The organism is Paraglaciecola sp., from assembly GCF_039942875.1.
Lineage (GTDB): Bacteria > Pseudomonadota > Gammaproteobacteria > Enterobacterales > Alteromonadaceae > Paraglaciecola.
In genome coordinates this window covers 1-20,730 of the sequence record NZ_JBDVBQ010000052.1, presented here as the reverse complement: position 1 = coordinate 20,730, position 20,730 = coordinate 1, and the positions used below count along the sequence as shown (strand labels likewise).

14 protein-coding genes and 1 riboswitch are annotated in these 20,730 nt (G+C 39.5%); of the genes, 6 read left to right on the top strand and 8 right to left on the bottom strand.

The genetic code is table 11. The features are described 5' to 3' along the window. The first annotated feature begins 38 nt into the window (after positions 1-38). From ABJE44_RS18305 to ABJE44_RS18280, 6 genes are all read left to right on the top strand, one after another. Positions 39-866 (top strand): cobalamin-binding protein, encoded by an 828-nt coding sequence (locus ABJE44_RS18305; RefSeq protein WP_348113322.1) that lies wholly within the window; start codon positions 39-41, stop codon positions 864-866. 202 nt (positions 867-1,068) lie between these two features. Next, positions 1,069-1,221, top strand: a riboswitch (cobalamin riboswitch). Positions 1,222-1,372: 151 nt separating this feature from the next. Then, positions 1,373-3,253 (top strand): TonB-dependent receptor, encoded by a 1,881-nt coding sequence (locus ABJE44_RS18300; RefSeq protein ID WP_348112949.1) that lies wholly within the window; start codon positions 1,373-1,375, stop codon positions 3,251-3,253. A 107-nt stretch (positions 3,254-3,360) separates the two neighbouring features. Further along, positions 3,361-4,008: an energy transducer TonB gene (locus ABJE44_RS18295; protein WP_348112950.1), complete on the top strand. Its 648-nt coding sequence runs from the start codon at positions 3,361-3,363 to the stop codon at positions 4,006-4,008. A 68-nt stretch (positions 4,009-4,076) separates the two neighbouring features. After that, positions 4,077-4,655 carry a sigma-70 family RNA polymerase sigma factor gene (locus ABJE44_RS18290; RefSeq protein ID WP_348112951.1) on the top strand — a complete coding sequence of 193 codons (579 nt, stop codon included), beginning with the start codon at positions 4,077-4,079 and terminating at the stop codon, positions 4,653-4,655. Beyond that, positions 4,648-5,226 carry a hypothetical protein gene (locus tag ABJE44_RS18285; RefSeq protein WP_348112952.1) on the top strand — a complete coding sequence of 193 codons (579 nt, stop codon included), beginning with the start codon at positions 4,648-4,650 and terminating at the stop codon, positions 5,224-5,226. The genes ABJE44_RS18290 and ABJE44_RS18285 overlap by 8 nt, the downstream gene beginning before the upstream one ends. Before the next feature lie 139 nt (positions 5,227-5,365). Next, positions 5,366-6,796 (top strand): TonB-dependent receptor, encoded by a 1,431-nt coding sequence (locus ABJE44_RS18280; protein WP_348113323.1) that lies wholly within the window; start codon positions 5,366-5,368, stop codon positions 6,794-6,796. Positions 6,797-6,855: 59 nt separating this feature from the next. On the opposite strand, the gene ABJE44_RS18275 is transcribed toward ABJE44_RS18280, so the two are convergent. From ABJE44_RS18275 to ABJE44_RS18240, 8 genes are all read right to left on the bottom strand, one after another. Next, complete coding sequence (locus ABJE44_RS18275) at positions 6,856-7,371, bottom strand: NUDIX domain-containing protein (RefSeq protein WP_348112953.1); 516 nt, start codon at positions 7,369-7,371, stop codon at positions 6,856-6,858. 5 nt (positions 7,372-7,376) lie between these two features. Then, complete coding sequence (locus ABJE44_RS18270; RefSeq protein WP_348112954.1) at positions 7,377-9,788, bottom strand: zinc-dependent metalloprotease; 2,412 nt, start codon at positions 9,786-9,788, stop codon at positions 7,377-7,379. Positions 9,789-9,971: 183 nt separating this feature from the next. Next, entirely contained in the window at positions 9,972-13,037 is a 3,066-nt protein-coding gene (locus ABJE44_RS18265; protein ID WP_348112955.1) for a thrombospondin type 3 repeat-containing protein, read from the bottom strand. Further along, positions 13,025-16,015 carry a glycosyltransferase family 39 protein gene (locus ABJE44_RS18260; RefSeq protein ID WP_348112956.1) on the bottom strand — a complete coding sequence of 997 codons (2,991 nt, stop codon included), beginning with the start codon at positions 16,013-16,015 and terminating at the stop codon, positions 13,025-13,027. The genes ABJE44_RS18265 and ABJE44_RS18260 overlap by 13 nt, the downstream gene beginning before the upstream one ends. 13 nt (positions 16,016-16,028) lie before the next feature. Then, complete coding sequence (locus tag ABJE44_RS18255; protein WP_348112957.1) at positions 16,029-17,351, bottom strand: hypothetical protein; 1,323 nt, start codon at positions 17,349-17,351, stop codon at positions 16,029-16,031. Then, positions 17,352-18,845: a flippase gene (locus ABJE44_RS18250; protein WP_348112958.1), complete on the bottom strand. Its 1,494-nt coding sequence runs from the start codon at positions 18,843-18,845 to the stop codon at positions 17,352-17,354. 5 nt (positions 18,846-18,850) lie between these two features. Then, on the bottom strand, positions 18,851-20,203 hold the full coding sequence (locus tag ABJE44_RS18245) for a TolC family protein (RefSeq protein WP_348112959.1): 1,353 nt from the start codon (positions 20,201-20,203) through the stop codon (positions 18,851-18,853). After that, positions 20,193-20,730: efflux RND transporter periplasmic adaptor subunit (locus tag ABJE44_RS18240; protein ID WP_348120862.1), on the bottom strand; the 538-nt coding region annotated here is incomplete at its 5' end. The genes ABJE44_RS18245 and ABJE44_RS18240, both read right to left, overlap by 11 nt.

The following is a 20,730-nucleotide window of genomic DNA, read 5'->3' as shown; positions in this document are numbered from 1 at the left end:
TTTATGCATTCACACTAAGCTTGCCAATTTTTGCTGACATTCAGCGTACAGAAAGTGAAGCGAAGACTTTAACCCAGGAACAAAAACAACACAGGAGCATAATCGCCTTAGCCCCACATCTAGTTGAATCACTTTATGCCATAGGCGCTGGCGAGCAAATTATTGGTACTTCAGCCCATGCGGACTTCCCAGCGGCAGCGAAAAATATATTGCGTGTGGGTAACTATGCGCGATTGCAAATCGAGAAAATATTACAGCTTAATCCCGATGTCATCATCGCCTGGAAAACTGGTAACCCAGCTGATGACTTAGAGCGCTTAGAAAAATACAAACTCAAAGTAGTATATTCAGCCCCTACTCAATTGGCAGATATAGCCTCTGAAATTATTATGTTAGGTGAACTCACCGGAAGGGAAACCGCAGCAGCAGCCTTAGCTTCAGAATACTTATCAAAATTAAATAACCTTAAAGATATTTACAGTAGCAAACCCACAGTCAAAGTCTTTTATGAAATGTGGGCGAGACCACTACGCACCGTAGCGAAAAATGCCCTGCTACAACAGCAAGTTGAGTTATGTGGTGGCAATAACCCATTTGCAAACGCAGTAGACGACTATCCCATTATTGGCTTAGAACAAGTACTCACCAGCTTACCCCAGGTGGTGATACAACCCACGCCATACAGTACCAACACACCTGACAGTTTAAATTGGCAACAGTGGCCACATATTCCAGCTGTTAAGAACAAGTTTATATTTCACCCTAACCCTGACAAAACCCACAGACTCACTACACGTATGTTAGACGAAGTAAAAATCATGTGTGAACAAATAGACAATGCAAGGCAGTTTTACTTTACTCAATAAGACATGAATAACAAAAGATAATCGTATTCCGTTATTCATCAAACGTTATAGTTTAACCTTATTTAAAGTTTGCAAGAATCTGGTTATTTCCCAAAGAGTAGTTAAGACATATATACTGCACCGAAATCTTGATTAAATAGTCATTACGTATTCTTTTTTCATAGAGAAAACCTCGTTGACTTTATCTATCACAAAACGTATCTTGCACGCCGCTGTTCTAGGTGCCTATCGGTTGATTTAAATCAACCTGGATAGGGTAAACGGGAAGTGTGGTGAGACTCCACTGCTGCCCCCGCAACGGTAATATGCAAATTCGCATTAAAGCCCGACACCGGCCTAAGTAAATAGCTAACTGTACGTATGGAGCGGCGGGCTTCATTAGAATGCACATATTTTTAGGTGTTGTTATTTGCTTACCTAAAAATGACGTTTGTTTACCATCACAAACCAAGCAATTCTTTACCCTCCCCTCTCAATCGTTTTTTAAAGATAAGATTGAGGATTTTATGAAACTTACATCACTCGCGTTATCGGTCAGCGCAGCACTAATTGCCAGCCCATTATTTGCACAAGAAAATATACAGCAAAATAACGAAGAACAAGACATAGAGAAAATGGTTGTGGTGTCTAGTCGTGTTGCTATGCCACTTAGAGAAATTGCCACTTCTGTTTCGGTTGTCACTAAAGAAGACATTGAACTACGTGGCTACAGTAACCTTGCCGATGTGTTAAAAGTGCAAGCGTCAATAGGCGTCACTAACACAGGGGGCGAAGGTACAACTTCAGCATTACGTATTCGTGGTGAAGAAGGTTACCGCACCCTAGTTCGCGTTGATGGTGTAGATATATCTGATCCCACAGGTACCCAAGTTGGCCCACAGCTCGCCCACTTACAAAGTAGCAATATTCAACGGGTAGAAATTTTAAGAGGCTCTCAAGGATTAGCCTACGGTGCAGATGCAGGCGGAGTCATTAATATTCTAAGTGGCGCAGGCAGTGAAGACTTGTCCGGTAATATTAGTGGAGAACTAGGCCGTTATGGTACTACCAATTTAGCAGCAGATGTTGGAGGCTCTATTGAAAGCCTAGATTATTACCTATCGGCTTCTAACTACCAAACCGATGGGTTCAACTCACGAATCGACGATACCTCCCTCGATCAAGATGGTTATGAAAACACCACGATACATTCACGGCTTGGGTGGCAGGTAAATGAAGAGTTAAAGTTTGGCGTAGTTCTGCGAAACACCTCTGGAGATGGCGAGTATGACAACTGCTTTTCTGCTCTAGGTACTAACGACTGTGAAAATGAATTTACCCAAAGTAACCTAAGAGTAACAGCTAATTATGAAACTGATAACAGTGGCCACGAGTTAGCTTATGCAAAGACCATAGTTGAGCGAGAGAATTTTACCGACGGTATTTCAGCTTTCTTTACTAAGGGTAATGTGGAGCGCTTTGAATACCTAGGCAACACAGACTTTACTGAAGATCACGGAGTAGTTTATGGTCTAGACTGGGAAAAAGAAGTGATTAGTTCTTCTGACCTTAGTCGCATTAGCAAAGGTTACTACCTAGAATACCAAGGTCAGTTCATTGAAAACCTCTATGTTACAGCTGGTGTCCGCCACGACGACAACGAAGACTTTGGTGAGCATACCAGTGTGAGGTTAAGCGGAGCCTATATTTGGGCTGTTGGTAATGACGAACTTACACTCCGCAGTGCTTATGGTACTGGGTTTCGTGCGCCAAGCCTTTCTGAAATTGATTATAACAACAGTGCCTGGGCTTATGCCCCCGCTACTGATAGTGACCTAAAAGAAGAGAATACCAAAGGCTACGAGGTAGCTATTGAATACAACTTACAAAATGGCTCACACTTTGAAGCCGTGTATTTTGACCAAAAAATCACTGACAGTATTGAGTTTGATTTAGCTAGTTTCTCGGGATACATACAAGAAATAGGCGATGTGTATTCTGAAGGCCTTGAGTTAATTGCTAACCTAACTTTAAGTGAATCATTACGATTTAGCGGTAACTACAGCTATAACGACACAGAAGACACCACAGGAGAGCAACGTATTCGTCGTCCAAAACACTTAGTTAATATCGGCCTTGATTACCAAATTGAAAAATTAACGGTATCTGCCAATGTACGTTTAGTAAAAGACTTTACTGATTCTGTTTACGATAGTGCAATATTTCAATCAGTTAGAGTGCCAATGGATGATTATCAAATAGTTGATTTAAGCGCCCGCTATTCAGTGACACCCAAGCTCACTGTTTTTGCAAGGGTTGAAAACCTGTTTGGCGAAGACTATAAAGACTTAGCCGAATATAACACCAAAGGCCAAGCACCTTATTTAGGTGTTCAATACCAGTTTTAATTAAAACTGCACAGCCCTTTTCATTAGGGCTGTGAATTTTTTGAAAATTAGTTAACCCCTTTTCCGTTGGTGTTTCGTTACTTCAATGAAACCAACGGAGAAACACAATGCAAACACTTTTAACACCGCAACTTTCAGCTCCCAGTATAAATATTCATAAACTCATTGGCGCTATGACTATTGCTGCAGTTATCACCTTTAGCACCTTTGTGCTCATGGATATGCTGATATCCAATGACGAAATTACCCGCGCCCCCGAGACCGAGAGTACACCTATTAACTTAAACTATAACTTTGATGAAGAACCTTTGATCAACAAACCAAAAGTGTTACCCAAGCCAAAAGTTAAACCAAAGCCTGAGTCGATCCCCAAAATAGTAGAGACCTTACCACAACAAAACCTTAATCCAGGGTTGTATTTGAGCGCATTTGAAGGGCCCACTATGAACACAAATATTACACCAAACTTGGGCATGGATGACGGTGTGGCTAGGCCTATTGTCAGAGTTGAGCCTAAATACCCAGCTACGGCTGCCCGAGATGGAAAAGAAGGTTGGGTAAAACTCAGCTTTTCCATTAATACTCAAGGAGCAGTGAATAACATTAAAATAGTTGATGCCGAACCCAAAAGAGTATTCGAACAAGCTGCAAGACGGGCGTTGGCAAAGTGGAAATACAAACCCAACATAGTACAAGGAACCCCACAACCACAAGATGGTATGGTAGTTATGTTAGACTTTAAATTAGGTAGTTAAATGGCACTATCTAATATAGGCCGCCGCTTTGTATGGTGCGGCCATTTACAATACATTAAGGAGCGTCTATGAGCTTTGCGTTAACCTTAAAATCTTTTTTAGTTGATAGGCATAGTAACGAGAGCGTTATGCTCCGTTATGCCGAGTCTGGCAACAAAGCCCTACTAACTAAGCTGTATACAGCCTGTGGCGACGACTTGTACCATTTTGTACTAACACTCTCTGAACCTATTTTAGCCCAAGATATATGCCAAAAAACCTGGCTTAAGGTTATGGAAAAAAAACACCTTTTTCGAGATTCAGGGCAATTTAAAGCTTGGTTATTTACCTTAGCTCGTAACCTGCTGATTGATGAATTAAGACAAGGGAAACCCATGACGGGTGATATTAATTCAATACATGATAACGCGAAGGCCTTAGATACAAAGCACCAGCAATCAGATATACACAGTGTTTTTGAGCAGACACTATTGTCACTATCCTTTGAACAGCGAGAAGCCTTCTGTTTGCAACAAGAAGGATTTAGCTTACAAGACATAGCGAATATTACCCATTGCGGAATTGAAACGGTCAAAAGCAGACTTAGATACGCCAAACAGCACCTTAGCAAACAACTTGAAAAATATGCAGAGACAGATCATGACTAAAGATAACGAACCGTCTGAAGAAGCACTTGCAAAGCTTTACAGTAAACGTAAAGCAGCACATCTCGCACCAGTGTCTATCAAACGTAAGCTTTTAGAGAAACAAACAAGCCACAAAACAACCACTGCAATTTTTAACCGAATAAGTTATGTGGCTGTGGCGGCAAGTACTCTGCTATTAATTAGTATTATGATGTTTCGAAATGTGCAATTTAATAAACCACAAATAGCCTATCAAAGCGTTGAAATTCACTCTTTGAGTAATGTCAAAGACTTGTCCTCTGAAGGTATTCATAATCGCTATGCCCAGCATTATAAAGACTATTTAAATCAACGGAAAACCTATGCTCAGCACCATCAAAAACGCGCAGTTTTGAGCGTTACTGATAATATCTGGCGACTTAAAACCTGTGATGCTGAAGTGATGCAACTATCTGAGCAGCTTATATCCGCCTTAACTGACCTCCAACAAATTGATATGCAGCTCAACTCAGGGGATGTCGTTGAAATTGCATTTGACCAAAGTGGTATTATTTTAGGAATTCAAAGAAGCCATACCCCGCTAAGTTGTTAAATATTAATAATAACCACTGAATTAGTTATATGATTCAATGAATTAAGTTATTTTAAAGCAAAGTTTTGATTTATCCACAGGTGTAAAAAAGGCTACAATAGAGATGAACATTTCATCTACGCCTCGTACTGGAGATATCATGGACAAAAAATTAGCATCGAAGGCTAGTGTTAGTAGTCGCAGCACTAGCCAGAAAGCCCTGCGCTTAAATCTGGACGAAAAGAAATATGGCACCATAGTAGAGATAGGTGCAGGGCAAGAAGTTGCCAGACAATTTTTCTTAGCAGGTGCTGCAGCGGGTACCATTGCAAAAACCATGTCAGCCTATGATATGAAATTTTCTGACGCCATTTATGGCGTGCAAGAGAATAGACGATATGTCAGTAAAGCTCGTGTTCAAGCTATGATGGAGCAAGAGTTTGATTTGGTAATCGACAGGGTTGCCGACATCCGCTCTAAATCTTCTCGTTTCTTTGCTTATGCAGCAACGGTTGCTGCAAAAAGTTTCAATAGAAACAATGAGTGTCATGCTTGGTGTGGTGTTAGAGTGCAAATGTACCCCGGCGCTGAGCCTTCAAACATCATTGTACATGTCAGAATGTTAGATGATAACGCAGAAGCCCAACAACAAGCTTTAGGCGTGATTGGTGTAAACTTAATTTATGCCGCCTATCATTACTTTGAAGATACTAAAAAAATCATAGACTCTCTAACCGATGGCATGAAACCCAATAGAGTAGAAATTGATGCCATTGACTTCGAGGGCCCATATTTTGAAGATTCAGATAATCGCGCTCAAAACATTCACCTTATCCGTAGCTGGAAAGCCCGTGCTGTAATGTTTAAGCCAGATGGCACAGTAACCGTACCTGCAGAAATGCTTTATAAGAAAAACGTCATGACAATTCGTGGTTCGTTTAGACCGGTCACCAAACTTAATGTTGATATGATTGAACAAGGCCAGCAATCATTTGCAAACCTACCGGGTGTAAACCCTGAAAATACTATAGCCATTGCTGAAATATCGTTAAATGATATTCACGGTAATGACGCAAAAGTGCCAGAGAAGGACATAGTACAAAGAATACAGTTACTTAACTCTCTTGGTTATAACGTAATGATATCGGATTATACTCGGTATTTTTCACTCAGAGCTTACTTTAGGCAATTTACTAAACTACAAATTGGTATTGTTGTTGGCATGGTTAATCTCAAACAAATCTTTAATGAAGACTTCTACCGTGGTGTTGAGGGTGGAATTTTGGAAGGGTTTGGTAAGTTATTTCCAGATAATACTCGTTTATTTGTATACCCAGAAATGGACGAAGATGGTAACTTGAGTGAGTTTACCGACGTAAAAGTGCCAGAGCACTTACGCTTTTTGTATCGTCACTTATTAGAAAATGGTTTTTTACATGGCATAGAGTGTAGTGATCCAGAGCTCTTTAATATTTATTCAAGAGAAATATTAAAACAGATATCTGGTGGAAATAACGACTGGCAACAGAACCTTCCTGATGGAGTTGCAGAAGAAATCATCAAAAATAAATTCTTTGGCTATAGAGCCTAACTACCGTTTTTCAGAAGAATTCTTTTTATATCAAGGAGCTTTATGCTCCTTTTTTATTATCACAAATAGCTAGTTAGTGCTCGCTTACATGAATCAAAAGCTAACTCATCTAAGTTAAACGTTTTCGGGTCTACCCAATAATAATTACTTATCTCACTTTGCTGTAATACCAAACTTGGCTCCGAGTCTAGTATCAACTCAAAGAAGCAGTCTACAGTATGGTAAACCACGCCTTTATATAAATACTGGTTAGGAAATGAATATAAATAAGACATCTCAGAATCTGCTACAGATAGCTGTAATTCCTCAAATAACTCACGACATAGAGCTTGTTCATTAGACTCCCCATAATCAACAAAACCACCGGGAATATCCAACTTACCTTTAGCAGGGTCTAACGCTCGCTCCAATAAGAGTATTTTATTGTTAAAAACTATAAAAGCCCCTGAGGCCGCAGCCACATTGTGAAAATACGTAAAGTCACAATGGCTGCAGCGGAAAGACTTTTCGCCATCCTTAGCCAAGCTAGCGCTACCACATTTCACACAATATAATGATTCAGTCACGTTATTCATAATCTTTAAATAGGAGAGCCAGGGGGTAAAGGTTTAACACTAAACTGTGATTTCCACTCCCCTAAATGCCAATAATGCTCGAGTTGTCTGGCCATTACTGCATTATCTGGGTTACGGTTATGATTTTTAAGCCATTTATGTAAAGCTGTTAATTCTGCTTCTATAGCGCCTCTTACCTCTGGTGCTAAGTTATCTTGAGATAAGGCTTTTACAGTTTGATCAAGCACCAAATAATTAATGCGTTTACTAAGTTGCACATGTTTCTCATCCGTTCCATTTTTTATGGTTTGTTTAAAGATAATTGTAAACAGCTGCTTTATATCCGGTGTACCTTTTGCAAATTCACTTTGTGCTGCAACTCGATTTAAACGTTCAGCTTTTAGCAACAAAGCCAGACTATATGCAGCTGAAGATTCAGCGGCTGTAATTGGATCAAAAGTTAATCCAGTGCGGCCCTTAAAGCTTTCTCTGTTACGTCTATCGCCATAAGCCTTAGGGGTTATGAGTTGGGTGATGTATTCAGGAATACTCAGAAACTCACTGTTTAGTGTGGCTAACATTGCCTGTATCGCTTCTTTCTGCACATCGGCAGCGACCACTTCAATACCTTTTGCTTTAGGATAATCACCTTTAGATTCATACTCATAATGGACCCCGCCAATAAGCTTAGCGACTGCATCAACTTGATAACGATGCAGTAAATAGATAGGCGCTAGCGTTTCTTCTAAAGAAGACAAGGTGCTGCCAGACTCAATGGTTTTTACTCCAAAATTCTGAAGGGCTATTTTTCGTACTTCAATTAAGCGGTTAAGTTCGGCAATTGACGAGCTTCCCCCATCCCATAAGTGCCCAGATGGGTTTGCTGCATGGGAGGGTCGAGCATCTGGGTCAGACTGATATTTAAAGCCTTTATCACGGGCACCAGCGACCAAAGCTTTAAGACCTTGACGCTCATCAGTCTGGTTAGCAAATTGTTGGTAACCATAAGCAATAACGTACTTATCCCATTCACCTATGTTTACATCATAAGCATCTTCTAAATCCACTTTTCCTTTTTTAATAGTCACATAGGGGTGCGGATAATCCATCACAGACGCGCGGCCATATTCACTTGCAGCAAAGTTGTGGGCTATTCCTAAAGTGTGACCAACCTCATGGGCTGATAACTGTCGAATACGGGCTAATGCCATTGCTTTCTGTTTACTGGTATCAGCATCCATATCTGATTTTCCGTCTTCACTAAAGGGGCTAGTTAACCCAATGGCGATTAAGTAATCTTGCCTTACTCGCAATGAACCTAAGGTAACATGACCTTTAATGATTTCTCCTGTACGGGGGTCAATTACAGATGAGCCATAAGACCAACCTCTAGTAGCTCTATGCACCCATTGAATAACGTTATAGCGCACATCCATGGGGTCGGCTCCCTCTGGTAACACTTTCACTTGAAACGCATTTTTATAACCAATCTCAGCGAACGCCTGATCCCACCACAGAGCACCATCTTTTAAGGCACTCATCACTGGCTCTGGAATACCCGGGTCAAGATAATAGACAATAGGCTTAATAGGTACACTTACTTCAGCACTTGGATTTTGTTTAGATAATCTGTGCCTAGGAATAAACTTCTGAGACATACTCTTATCAATTGGCACTGAGTAATCTTGGTACTCCATTGACCAAAACCCAGAAAAAGGCACAAACCTGCGGGCTTGATATTGGTCATCTGGCAATTCAATTAAAGAGTGGTGTAAATGCACAGAAATACTTAAAGGAGCAGGTGTGACTTGCCGAACATACTCACCGGGTTTACTGCCACCAAAAGTAACAAGGGCCTCTAACTCAGTATTCTTAGGAAAGGCTTTACTCTTTTTTAAATAAACTCCACTACGACTAACATCCGGCTTATAGCTACCTTGCTTTCTAGCTGACAAACGTTGAGATATTTGATGAATATCAGATAACAAAAACGCCGTGTAATCAATTAATACAGTGTCGTTCGATGATGCAACAACTTTAAAGCCTGCAATTACTGAATCTGCAAAGGCTTCATCTATACTAGCCTTCTCAGCCTTATTAGTTGAGCTCGCTCGATACTCAGTGTTCAACTGCTTTAAGAGTACCTTATTGCCGTAGCGTTCAAATTTAACTAGCCGAGTCTCACCCAACTGGCCACGATCTAGCCCTATATCGTTGGAGCCTATTCCTTGAGGCAAACTGCTTTGAAATAAGAAGTCTTTGTCAAGTTTGTCTACTTCTAGATAAATTTTGTCGGTTTTATCATCATAATAAAAATCAAAATAACCGGCTTGATGCTGCATTTCACCGGTAAAATCGGCTATATCTTCAAATCCCTGTGCCGCTAATGAGTACAAAGACACTGACAATAAAAGTAAACAAATAGACACAATACGCATATAAATCATCTCTTAAAATAACAAAAAGCCATTAACTTACTAATGGCAAATTCACATAAAAAAGTAAGGGGAATATTAAAGACCCATTGATATATTTAAAATTAAATATATCAATGGACGTAAGCACTTAAAACTCTGTTTAATCTTGGTCTACAGCAGTAACCTAAAAGCCAAAATTGAACGTTATTCTATAATTTCAATTTCTCGAATAAATGGATACTCAACCGGTAAGTTAGCGCCAAAGTCTCGCACCCATATTCTTAATGAATACTTACCAGGAGGCTGCATAATGCCGTTACCAGACTCACCATTCCAGTCATAAGAGACTTCTTGAGCCCCTGCTACACCATCAATCCCCCCACCTAATTGAGTTCGTACTAATTCATTAACGGTCGTAAATCCCGACTCATCAAATATATAGATAGTAACAACAGCACTTTCGGTAATGTAAAATGAAATATTACCAGGCGTACCATCGCTTAAATAAACCGGAGTAATGGTTAGATTTTCAACCACAACCGGGGTTAAGTCTATAACGATATCCGTACTTGCTTCATCAGTTTGTCCATCATCATTAACGATAGAGGCAGTAATAGTATATATTTCTTCAGGCATTGGTTCTCCATTTTCCTGAAGGCCATCCCATTCTAAATAGCCAGAAGGACCAGTACCCGAAGCACTTGTTAATACTGTTCCTTCTTGATCTTTAACTTCCATATTCCAATCTAATGTTTGATTAAACGTAGCATTAATAATGGCAGTATCGGTTCGACCATCAAAATTAGGTGAAAATGCCTCCCTGTCAGAAATTAAAGATTCAATTTTAGGGTCTCGGTCGGCAGAATCTGCATCATTGATTAATATGCTTCCAAAGCGACTTACCGCGTTTACACCGTCCCCATTTTCAGCAGATATAGAATAAGTATAGGTATCTGGCTCAACTATATTTCCCTCGGTATCAGAGCCATCCCATATTAGGTTCACACTGTTTGCGATAGCACTCGAATTTTGGAACACTTTACCTACATCATTAGTTATAAGTACCTGCCAATACATCAAATCAGATAAAGCAGCACTAATAACAATAGGCGCTTCCGAGTTAGGGTCGTAAAAATCAGGGATATCGGATAAATCACTAATAACTGGAAGATCAATTGCGCCATAGGACATTAAAATATCAAATGAGTCAAAGCGGTTGTCATCCCAAGCGACGGCAACATTATTGTTACTATCAACATCCATACTCACAACTAATGAACCATTGTCACTAGGCGAGATAACCAGCGATTCAGAAAAAGTTAAACCGCCATCATCTGAAAAGCTAAATTCTGTTTCATAGTTACCGGTAGTGGTATCAGACCAAGATATAAAAATATCCCCCGTTGGTCCTACCTTTAAAGAACCATAGATAGACGTACCACTATTATCAGAAATGTTCACTTTTTCATTAAATGTGGCACCACTATCATTTGATGCTAAAAAGTATAACTCAGGGTTTCCGCCAGCCTCTAACTCTTCATCCCATGATATGTAGACATTTTCCCCAAACACCTCTACATCAGCACGTTGCATGGAAAACTCAGAGGTATTTAAAGTGTTAACCGATGCAAAACTCTCAGCAAAATCATTAGACTGGGTAAATTGTAGGTTATATTGCTCGGTCCAAGCTAACCTAACATCACCGCTACCGCTGGCGAACAATGACGGCTCTACAATCACAGATATAGGAAAAGTTACTTGTTCATCGATTGGCGAAAACGTAACACCACCATCTAATGAACGAACAACTGACACTTTTGTGTTTGAGGACCAAGCAACAAAAATGTTGCCAACATCATCAATGGCAATAGTTGGCTCTACACTTGACTCTTCGGTATTTGAGATGTTCTTTTCTGGATTAGGCTCTGCAGGGTCAGTAGAAGGTACAATTTCAAATGTTTCTAACTCTTCATTGAAGGTTAAGGATAAGTGATAAATATCCGAGAAATTTGACTTGGTATCTTGCCATATAACATGTACATCACCATCTGGCGCAATTGCTACCTGTGGCCTTTGTGCAAGACCAATAATATTTGACTCCGTATTAGATAATTTAATGGGGTCACTGGCTTCAAGGCCTTGTACCTTGACTGCACTGTAATACACCTCCAAGGCACCTTCAATACCAGTATTGTCATCCCAGACAACATGTATATAACCTCGTTCATCAAATGCAATACTGGGTCTAAAGGTTAATCCAGGGTTGTCAGAAAGGTTTAAGGGCTCAAAAAAACCAAACTTGTTAGCACCTTCCCCCACATCACAAAGGTCCCCTATACCGTTTTCATTTTCATCAGCTTGATCAACATTTGGAATAATGGTGCAATTATCTTGATTATCGGCTATTGAATCACCATCTTGGTCACAGGCGTCACCCACATTGTCATTATTAGAATCTAATTGATCTTCATTGGCGACAAGAGGGCAATTATCAACACTAAAACCTATGCCATCATCATCTAAGTCGCAGGCGTCACCGATACCATCCTGGTTACTATCAATCTGATCTTCATTTGGAATTATTGGGCAGTTATCAATATCAATACTGATGCCGTCACCATCAAAATCACAGGCATCACCTACACCATCGCCATTGCTGTCAAGTTGATCTGCATTGGTTAAAAGTGGGCAGTTATCTTCGGTACTTGAGATACCATCATTATCAGTATCACATAGATCCCCAATGCCATCACCGTTAGTGTCGAGTTGATCTGTATTAGCAATAGCCGGGCAATTGTCAGCATCAATGCTGATGCCATCGCTGTCGGCATCACAGGCATCGCCTACGCCATCACCATTAGTATCAAGTTGGTCCTCATTTTCAAGTAATGGGCAGTTATCCAATAAACTCTCAATGCCGTCATTATCAGCATCACAGGCATCTCCTAAGCCATCACTATTTGAGTCTAATTGGTCACTATTTACAACTAGAGGACAGTTATCAAACTCGTCGTCTACAAGATCATTATCATTGTCTAGATCACATTGATTAATAATACCATCACTGTCCATGTCACCAGCATTGGGATTAACTGTGGCTGAGCACCTATTTTCTTCAGTATCTAGGTAAGAATTTCCTTCTCCACAGGCACATAAAAGAAAAGTGAGGAATACCAGAGCAAATAAAGATTTTAAAGAGCTAACAAGGTAAAGCGTTAACTTCAAATAAAATCTAATGTTAAGTAAATCAATCAAACTTAGCGTTCCCATATATACAACCTACTATCATAACTTTCTTCTAACACTCGCATATTTTGATTAATGTAATCTAAAGTTTCCTCATCAATTATCCGAGTGAGCCCATTAACTGGCGCGGCAACAAAAAAAACTCTATCGTTGCGCTGCAGTACATCTTGTAGTTCTTGTTTACTTCGTAACACTGGGTTACCTACAAATTTGTCTACATAATAGGGAGATTTTTTAACGGTATCGTAAACTACCTTCCTATCTGTAATAGTTTGCACAAAGTAGTCACCCTTTTCTTCAATGTAATGTTCGGTTACCAAAGGAATAGAGGTTAACACTAGGTCGCCTTCACGCTTATATTTGCGCAGGGCACTAGATACCTCTCGCCCATCCATACCCGATAAACTTTCTCTATAGTCCACTCTTAGGCCATCAATACTTCCTGCCATTAAGCGATACATATGTAATACACCAGAACTAGTGGGTATAAACAATACAAAGGCCATCAACATGCCAACCACAGCACCTTGCATACGCCACGAGATTAATCCCTTAGCTGAAGTATGGGCTTGAATTAACATCAACAATTTCACAAAAATAGCCGCCACAGCGATTAAAAATGCGGGTAGAACAAAGTAGAAATAGTGAGCGTTGTAATACCCCAATAAGTTAGTCAGCGATAGGTACGCCATCAATACAAACAACACCACAAAACTTAGTTTTTTATCATAAAAAATAAGAATAAAACCAACTATAAAGAATAAACTGAGGGCAAAATGTGATTCAGTAAAAAAGAAGTTTTGTAAGTAATACCAAGGTTCGTATGAAGAGTCCGTGAAGGTAAGTTTTGGGGTAGCTAAATCACTTTTACCAAACCCGACCATCACAAAAGGCGACTGAAGTAACATACGCCTAATGCCTTGGAATGCAATGACGAATAGAATTAGCAGGGCTGCTATCCAAAGATTCATCTGCATAAACCACTGCCACTGACGCCAGCGAATAATAATAGCAACAATAGCCATTATTGGCAGAACTAAGCCAGCACCTTCCCAACTTAAATAACTGAAAGCAAACATACATGCAGAAAGAACCGCAAGTTTTATGGATATTTGATCACTTTTTAATAAGCGGTAAAACACAATAAGCGCAATTAGGTTAAAAAACTGCGTTTGGGCAGGATGAAAACAATTCTGGCCCCAATAAATAGCCCAAGGAGAAACAGCAAAGAGTAAACCTGCAATTAAACCAGACAAACGCCCAAACCACTTAGTACCACAGTAAATGATAGCGCCACAAGTCATAGTACTAAACATTAGCGCAGGGAAACGCAGTGCAAAGTCGCCATAACCAAACACCTTTATTGAAGCGGCAAGAAAATAAGGAACTAGCTCATAGGTAGCGAGCTCGACTTCCATCCCCCCCACCATCAAATAGGGGTACCCTCTTTCTATCACACCTCTAGCAAAGCCTGCGATTGTAGCTTCATCAACTGTTAATGCTCTTAAATCCAACCCTTCAAATCGCATCACAAAGGTTAATACGATAGCGGAGGTAACTAACAACCAATAAATAAGGTGATTTAAATTTAAAGACTGTGTAACTGCAGTGGTTAGTTTAGCTGTGTGGTCTTGGCCCTTAACTCTCCATTGGTCCGTCATGGAAATTGCCACAAGCAATGCCCAAATAACTAACACCAGATCAAAAGCACCATCAGAAAATATCTGCCTAGCGTCAAAGCGAACGTCTTGTGCCATAAACCAAGCACATAATAGACATAACAAGGCAACTAAATTGGCTAGAACTGTGGCGTCTAATTGCTCTTTTATCGAAAGCCCAAGAGCTTTAAAAATCAATGAAAGAAACAAAGCGACCACGACAAACTTCAGTACAAATAACCATGGGGCTTTTTGAATAAGTTTTGGCGCCACAAATGATTCATCAACGACAAAGAAATAATCAGGGCTAAGGCTAGATTTAGCGACCTTAACATTACTTTTTAGGTCAGCTTTGTGTAACTCAGTAAAAACATCTGTAGTGCTGCCAGTAACTTCGGTAAACAACCAGCTTCTATCTAAATAAATAGTATCTGTACCTTTGGCTGAATCAATAATGATTCCACCGGCAACATGAACAGAATTTCCACTGTTTAAAAAATCAATCCTCAGGTTATTAGTTCCGTCAGCTAACTTGGCTTGAATAGACTTCAAGTTTAATTTTCTGTCATTAACAGGGAAGACCCCCAAACTAATTCCATTTACAGCGACTTCATAGGGAGAATCACTCGCAATGGTAAACCAAACTTGGGCATTCTCCGTAGCCTCATATTGGAACTCAGTTTGAGTAGACACTCTCCAGCTTTGTGGACTGCTGACTAAGAGGGTTTCTGGTACTTCAATACCCATTAACAAGTTTGGGTCAAAACCTATCATTGATACATCATCTGAACCTTGCCAAGATTTAGTATTTAACCACTCAGCGTCATCTACCCCATTTGAATACCAATACAGGTTACTGGTCTGCTGCGGCAGTAAATGGCTTGCTTTATCTTTCTGCGTAGAAAAATAAGTAGATTTTCTCCCCATTTCATCCAAAGCTGTTAACTCATATCTTAAGCCAACAATGGCTGGATAGGTGCTACGCTTAACCTTCACCGCTATGATATTTTCCCCAACATTCAACAAGGTACTGACATCAAATACTCCCGTCGCTAACATCGACTTTTGTACTTTTTCATCCACTAAAAACCCATTAACGTATAAGGAAAATTCATCTGTAGTTGCGATTTGTAATTGTGCGCGGGTTGCTTTGCTATCTAACTCAACTGAAGCACGAAAATAACCTACTGGACTCGGTTCTTGGGTGGTTATCCATTGGCTATGCCCCCACGAAAGTGTAAACCTTGAGTTTGCTTCATCGGCAGATTTGATATAGCTAAAAGCGACTATGACCAGTCCGAATAAAACAAGGGACAATAGCTTCCAAAATATATTGCTTTTCATAATTTACATCCATTCATGTACCACTAAGCCCCTTTACTGCTCGATAATTCTTATCGCCATCTAATTTAATGGAATGCTGAAACGCACTTCTAGCTTCAGATGGATAGCCACTTGCACTCAAACACTCACCCTTGGTGGTCCAAATATCAGCTGACATAGAATGATTATGAATTGTTCCTAAGATTTGGTCAGACAAAATATTACAAGATTCATATTGTTTGGTTGCATTGTAGATACTAAGCAAGGCTATTTGGGCTACCAAAGAATTCGTTAATCTTGACGCCATCAAAAAATGTTGTTCTGCTTGTGCCCATTCTTGATGCCATAAATACAATAGCCCAACGCGATTATACGCATTTGAAACCAAACGCTTTTCAATACGCTCTATTGCTAATTTCTGAGGTAAACCTAAATCATTAGATTCTGCACCAGTTGCCGATTTGCCTGAGGAGCTTTTAATATAAGAGTTAAGCGCAAAAACCGAAGAAAACTCACCAGCGACAAACTCCTGATTAATTCTATATGCATACGCATTCCTGTCCTCAGGCCCATAGGTAGTAAAATAAGCATAAGAGGTTAACAAAGGAAAACCATTAGAGTAATTCAACACAGGATCAAGCAAGGCAGCTTCATTAAGCTGTGTCATCGCTTCCGCCGCAGTACCTTGAGTAAAGTCCCGTACGCCTTGATTGACTTTTAAATAGGCTAACGAAACATCACCGATACCACTTCCCACAAAAAAAAGTACAAATACAGTGGCACTTATTAGAGATGAATAAATGACTTTATTTGAGCGTACAACAGCAAACAAAAACAACATAAAAGAACCGATAAGTGCAAGTTTAGCCCCCCATCCTAAGACCCCCAACGTCACTCCGACACGATCAATAAACTTAAAAGCATCAAAGGCTAGAGCCGTTTCAACAGAGCGACCGGCGTTTGGTGTCTCATTTAAAGCAAGAACATGTTGGATATCTCTGAAAGCTTTACTTTCCTGAGTATATTGAGCAATATTTTCGCCACTAAAAAAGCTATAATGCAAGGCAAGGTACAAGATAAAACACAAAACCCCTAAGGAAACCAATACTCGCACTAGGCTATATTTGGCCACAGTCGTAACACAGTACAAACCTAATAGAGCTAATAACAACCATTTAGTTTGGCTATAAATATCACTCGCATTAAGCTCCTTTAAGCCCATCTCTCCAGATAAAGGAAAACTAATCCATGTTCCTGTTAACCCCATAAAAATCAGCAAACAAGCCACAATTAACATTGGAAAATTTTCTAGAAATTTACCTGGTAGAAAAAGTAGTTTTTGATTAAAAAATCTCACTTAATTTAGCCCCGACTCTGTACTTTTTTGTTGTTTATCTTTCTGTACTTGTTTAGCCAAAATTGAACCGACAACTTGCTTTACCTGTAAAAGGGTTAATACCCTTAATACAAATAATCCAAGGATATAAAATGCCACATATAAGACTGATACTAATATTTGGCTCTTTATTCCTTCTTCTAAAATAAAACTACACCCCCAAACATCCATGACAGCAAGAAGAATTGGCCTCCAAGTATGTTGAACCCAAGCATATTGAATATTGACCTGTTTAAGAAAAAATACACATAAAGCAAAATAACTTAGTTCGCCTGCTATGGTTCCCCACGCAGCCCCTAATTCTCCCCAAAACGGAATTAAAGTGAAATCTACAATCGCATTAATACCTAAGCAGGCGGCTGCTGAATATAAATAAAACCGTTGTTTATTAAGTGAAATAAACAAATAGCTCAGCAGCATATTTACAAACAAACCAACAATGCTAAATGCTAGAACTTGTAGCACAGGGCCAGCATTACTATAATCATCACCGTAAAACATCATCACTAGATTTTCAGCTGAGAGAATTAACAGACCAGAAATGGGAATTGATACAATCAAAAAGCCTGTGAGTGAGTTAGCAAAGAACGTATTTAATTGCTTTAGGTCTGTACTGGCTAGCCTAGACAAAGCAGGAAATAAAGGTAGGCAAATAGCAAATGGGATCATATCAACTACTTGCACAACTTTATACGCGGCACTAAATACGCCTACAGCACTTGGTAGCGCAATAAAAGTTAGAATTAAGATGTCCACCTGCAGAGTAAGCCTTCTAATGACCATTGATGCGCCAATTGGCACAGCATCACGTAGAAGCTGTATACAAAACTTAACATCTCGCCCAAAACTAAAGGTTATAAAATGACGGGTAACCACTACAAAAAAGAATAGATATTGACACAGGTTTGCAATTAAGTAGGCAATAGCGATACCTAATAATTGAGACTCAACAGGCGAAAATGAAGAAGTAAAAAATAGAATAAAGCCCAGCAAAATAACTTTATGAACCACAAAGCTAAAGGCATTGTAACCCATTCTCTCGTAGGCTCTACAAACTGAAGAATAAACCACAGAGTGATAGGTAGCCAACACAGCTAACCCCATTATACAAGCTGCTAATATTTCATCCTGGTTTTCTAATGTGAAATAAGAAACCGTCACCACAACAGCCAAAATTAACAAAGACAACATCCAAGCCAAAGACAAGACATTACTCATTATGTATTCTGACTTACTTTTATCTTTTGCGATTTCTCTAACGATTAAGTTGGTTAAACCAAAATCTGCAACCAACTGACAAACACTGGTTATGGCTAAGATGTATGAAAACACCCCAAAATTATCAACACCTAACAAGCGAGCCGACAATAAAACAATAACAAAGCTGAGGATCCCCCCAATACCTTCACTGGAAAATACCAGTAAGATATTTTGAACAACCCTTTTATTACTCATTTAATTTACCTACTTACCATCTGGCAGGCGGAATCTGTAAAAATAACAGACTGTATATATTTCATCCAAGCTTGGTTATAGGTATTCAATAAGCTTATTTGAGAGTTTATTTTGTCATCTTCTGATTTAACAAGCTCATCTAGCCCTAACACTCCAGACTTCACCTGTTCGGTTTTACTTTGTAAGGCGTGTTCCTTTTGCTCTAAATCAATACTAGCGACCGCAATATTACCTTTAGCGCTTTCAAGATCACCGGCTATATTTGCGGCCTGTAACATTTTAACTTTTTTAAGATAGGTTAACTCGATACTCAAAGCTGTGATTGATTTCTGTAGAGCTTGTGACTCACCATAATTACTGACTACCTCACCAAGTGGATACTCTAAAGTTAGTCCCACTTCTCCATAGTCTTTCCTTAAACCATTATCAAAGTTATCAGCCGTACGAAGCTTTACATATAAATTAAGATTAGGTTTTAATTTACCTTTTTGTGCAGTTAGTTTTTGATTTTCTAACTGAAGTTTTGCTGTTAATAAACTTACATCAGGGTGACTTTGAACAAGTTTATTAATATCACCAAGGGCTAATTCACGGTCAACTATAGACGCTAACTCACTCAAGCTACGCTCATTTTTACTACTTAAAACGTCTAGACTTTTAGTGGTCATTAATTGTAAAAAATTTAAGTTTACGTCGAGTTGTCTAGATGCTTGAATCAAGCGCTCTTGTAAACTGGCATAGGCTGACTTTGCTGTAAAATAGTCATCCTTAGTATTAACACCCGCGGCAACTGTAGCTTCAAAACTCTCTAGTTGGGCCTTTCGTTTTTCAACTAGAGGGCGAAGTACTTCAAGTTGCGCACTATAGACCAAAACATTAAAATAATACTGACCTATCAATTCAATTGCCTCTCTCCGAGCACTAGACAATTGAGATTGAGCAATTTCATATCCTGAAAAAGCTTCTGAGTGGGTTAACCCATTTTGACCTACCCACTTTCCTTCATTATATAAGCCCCAGCTAAAATCCACTTTACCTTGCCAGGCTTTGCCTTTTTGGTAAAAGTTAGGTTCTGCTGGGTCTTGCACTTCACCGTCTTGAACAGCAAAGAAACTAGTGGGTTGTCCCTTAGCAGAATACACATCAACTCCAAGTGTGACTTCTGGCATCCAAGCATCATATTCACTGATACTTAACCTATCTTTTGCCACACTCACCTGCATTTTTGCTGCAGCAGCTATATTCGGATCGACACATACATGTGCCATCAAGTTTTCAAAATTCCCAACAGCTAATGGCTGTGAGGCTGCCGTAAAGGAGTGTGTTAGACAAAATAAAGCAAGTAGTTTAAGTTTCATCTTTACTCTCCACTGTATCTCCATCTATCAAAGCCTGCTGGCCCACAACCACAACATTATCTCCAGCTTCTAAGCCTGACTTGATACCAACAAAACCTTGTTCATATCCCACAATGCTCACTTCCTTTAAACGGGCTACATTATTGTTATCAACTACAAACACAAATGCATTTCTACCATTACTTCCAAGTAAAGAAATAGCAGGAATACGCAAGCCTTGTGTTTCTGAAGCATTTAGCTCTATATTGGCAATTCCGCCCATACCGGGCCGCAGTTTAAGGAGGGGATTATCAAGTTTGGCATAAACCGATACTGTGTCACTTACTTGGTCTACTTCGTAACCCAAACGTAAAATTTCTGCGTGATAAGTTTTATCAGGAAAAGCATCTAAATTTATGGTAACCATCTGCCCCAATGACAGATCGCTAAAATAACGTTGCGCCACTTTAGCTTCAACATAAATAGGGTTAGTTACACTAAGATTAACGATAGAGGTACTCATCTGTACAAGGGTATTTTCAAAAGCT

What these genes read in the sequence shown, in the direction of transcription:
- ABJE44_RS18300 (WP_348112949.1), top strand. Translation starts at nt 1,373, where the DNA reads ATGAAACTTACATCACTCGCGTTATCGGTCAGCGCAGCACTAATTGCC.
- ABJE44_RS18295 (WP_348112950.1), top strand. Translation starts at nt 3,361, where the DNA reads ATGCAAACACTTTTAACACCGCAACTTTCAGCTCCCAGTATAAATATT.
- ABJE44_RS18290 (WP_348112951.1), top strand. Translation starts at nt 4,077, where the DNA reads ATGAGCTTTGCGTTAACCTTAAAATCTTTTTTAGTTGATAGGCATAGT.
- ABJE44_RS18285 (WP_348112952.1), top strand. Translation starts at nt 4,648, where the DNA reads ATGACTAAAGATAACGAACCGTCTGAAGAAGCACTTGCAAAGCTTTAC.
- ABJE44_RS18280 (WP_348113323.1), top strand. Translation starts at nt 5,366, where the DNA reads ATGGACAAAAAATTAGCATCGAAGGCTAGTGTTAGTAGTCGCAGCACT.
- ABJE44_RS18275 (WP_348112953.1), bottom strand. Translation starts at nt 7,371, where the DNA reads ATGAATAACGTGACTGAATCATTATATTGTGTGAAATGTGGTAGCGCT.
- ABJE44_RS18270 (WP_348112954.1), bottom strand. Translation starts at nt 9,788, where the DNA reads ATGCGTATTGTGTCTATTTGTTTACTTTTATTGTCAGTGTCTTTGTAC.
- ABJE44_RS18265 (WP_348112955.1), bottom strand. Translation starts at nt 13,037, where the DNA reads ATGGGAACGCTAAGTTTGATTGATTTACTTAACATTAGATTTTATTTG.
- ABJE44_RS18260 (WP_348112956.1), bottom strand. Translation starts at nt 16,015, where the DNA reads ATGAAAAGCAATATATTTTGGAAGCTATTGTCCCTTGTTTTATTCGGA.
- ABJE44_RS18250 (WP_348112958.1), bottom strand. Translation starts at nt 18,845, where the DNA reads ATGAGTAATAAAAGGGTTGTTCAAAATATCTTACTGGTATTTTCCAGT.
- ABJE44_RS18245 (WP_348112959.1), bottom strand. Translation starts at nt 20,203, where the DNA reads ATGAAACTTAAACTACTTGCTTTATTTTGTCTAACACACTCCTTTACG.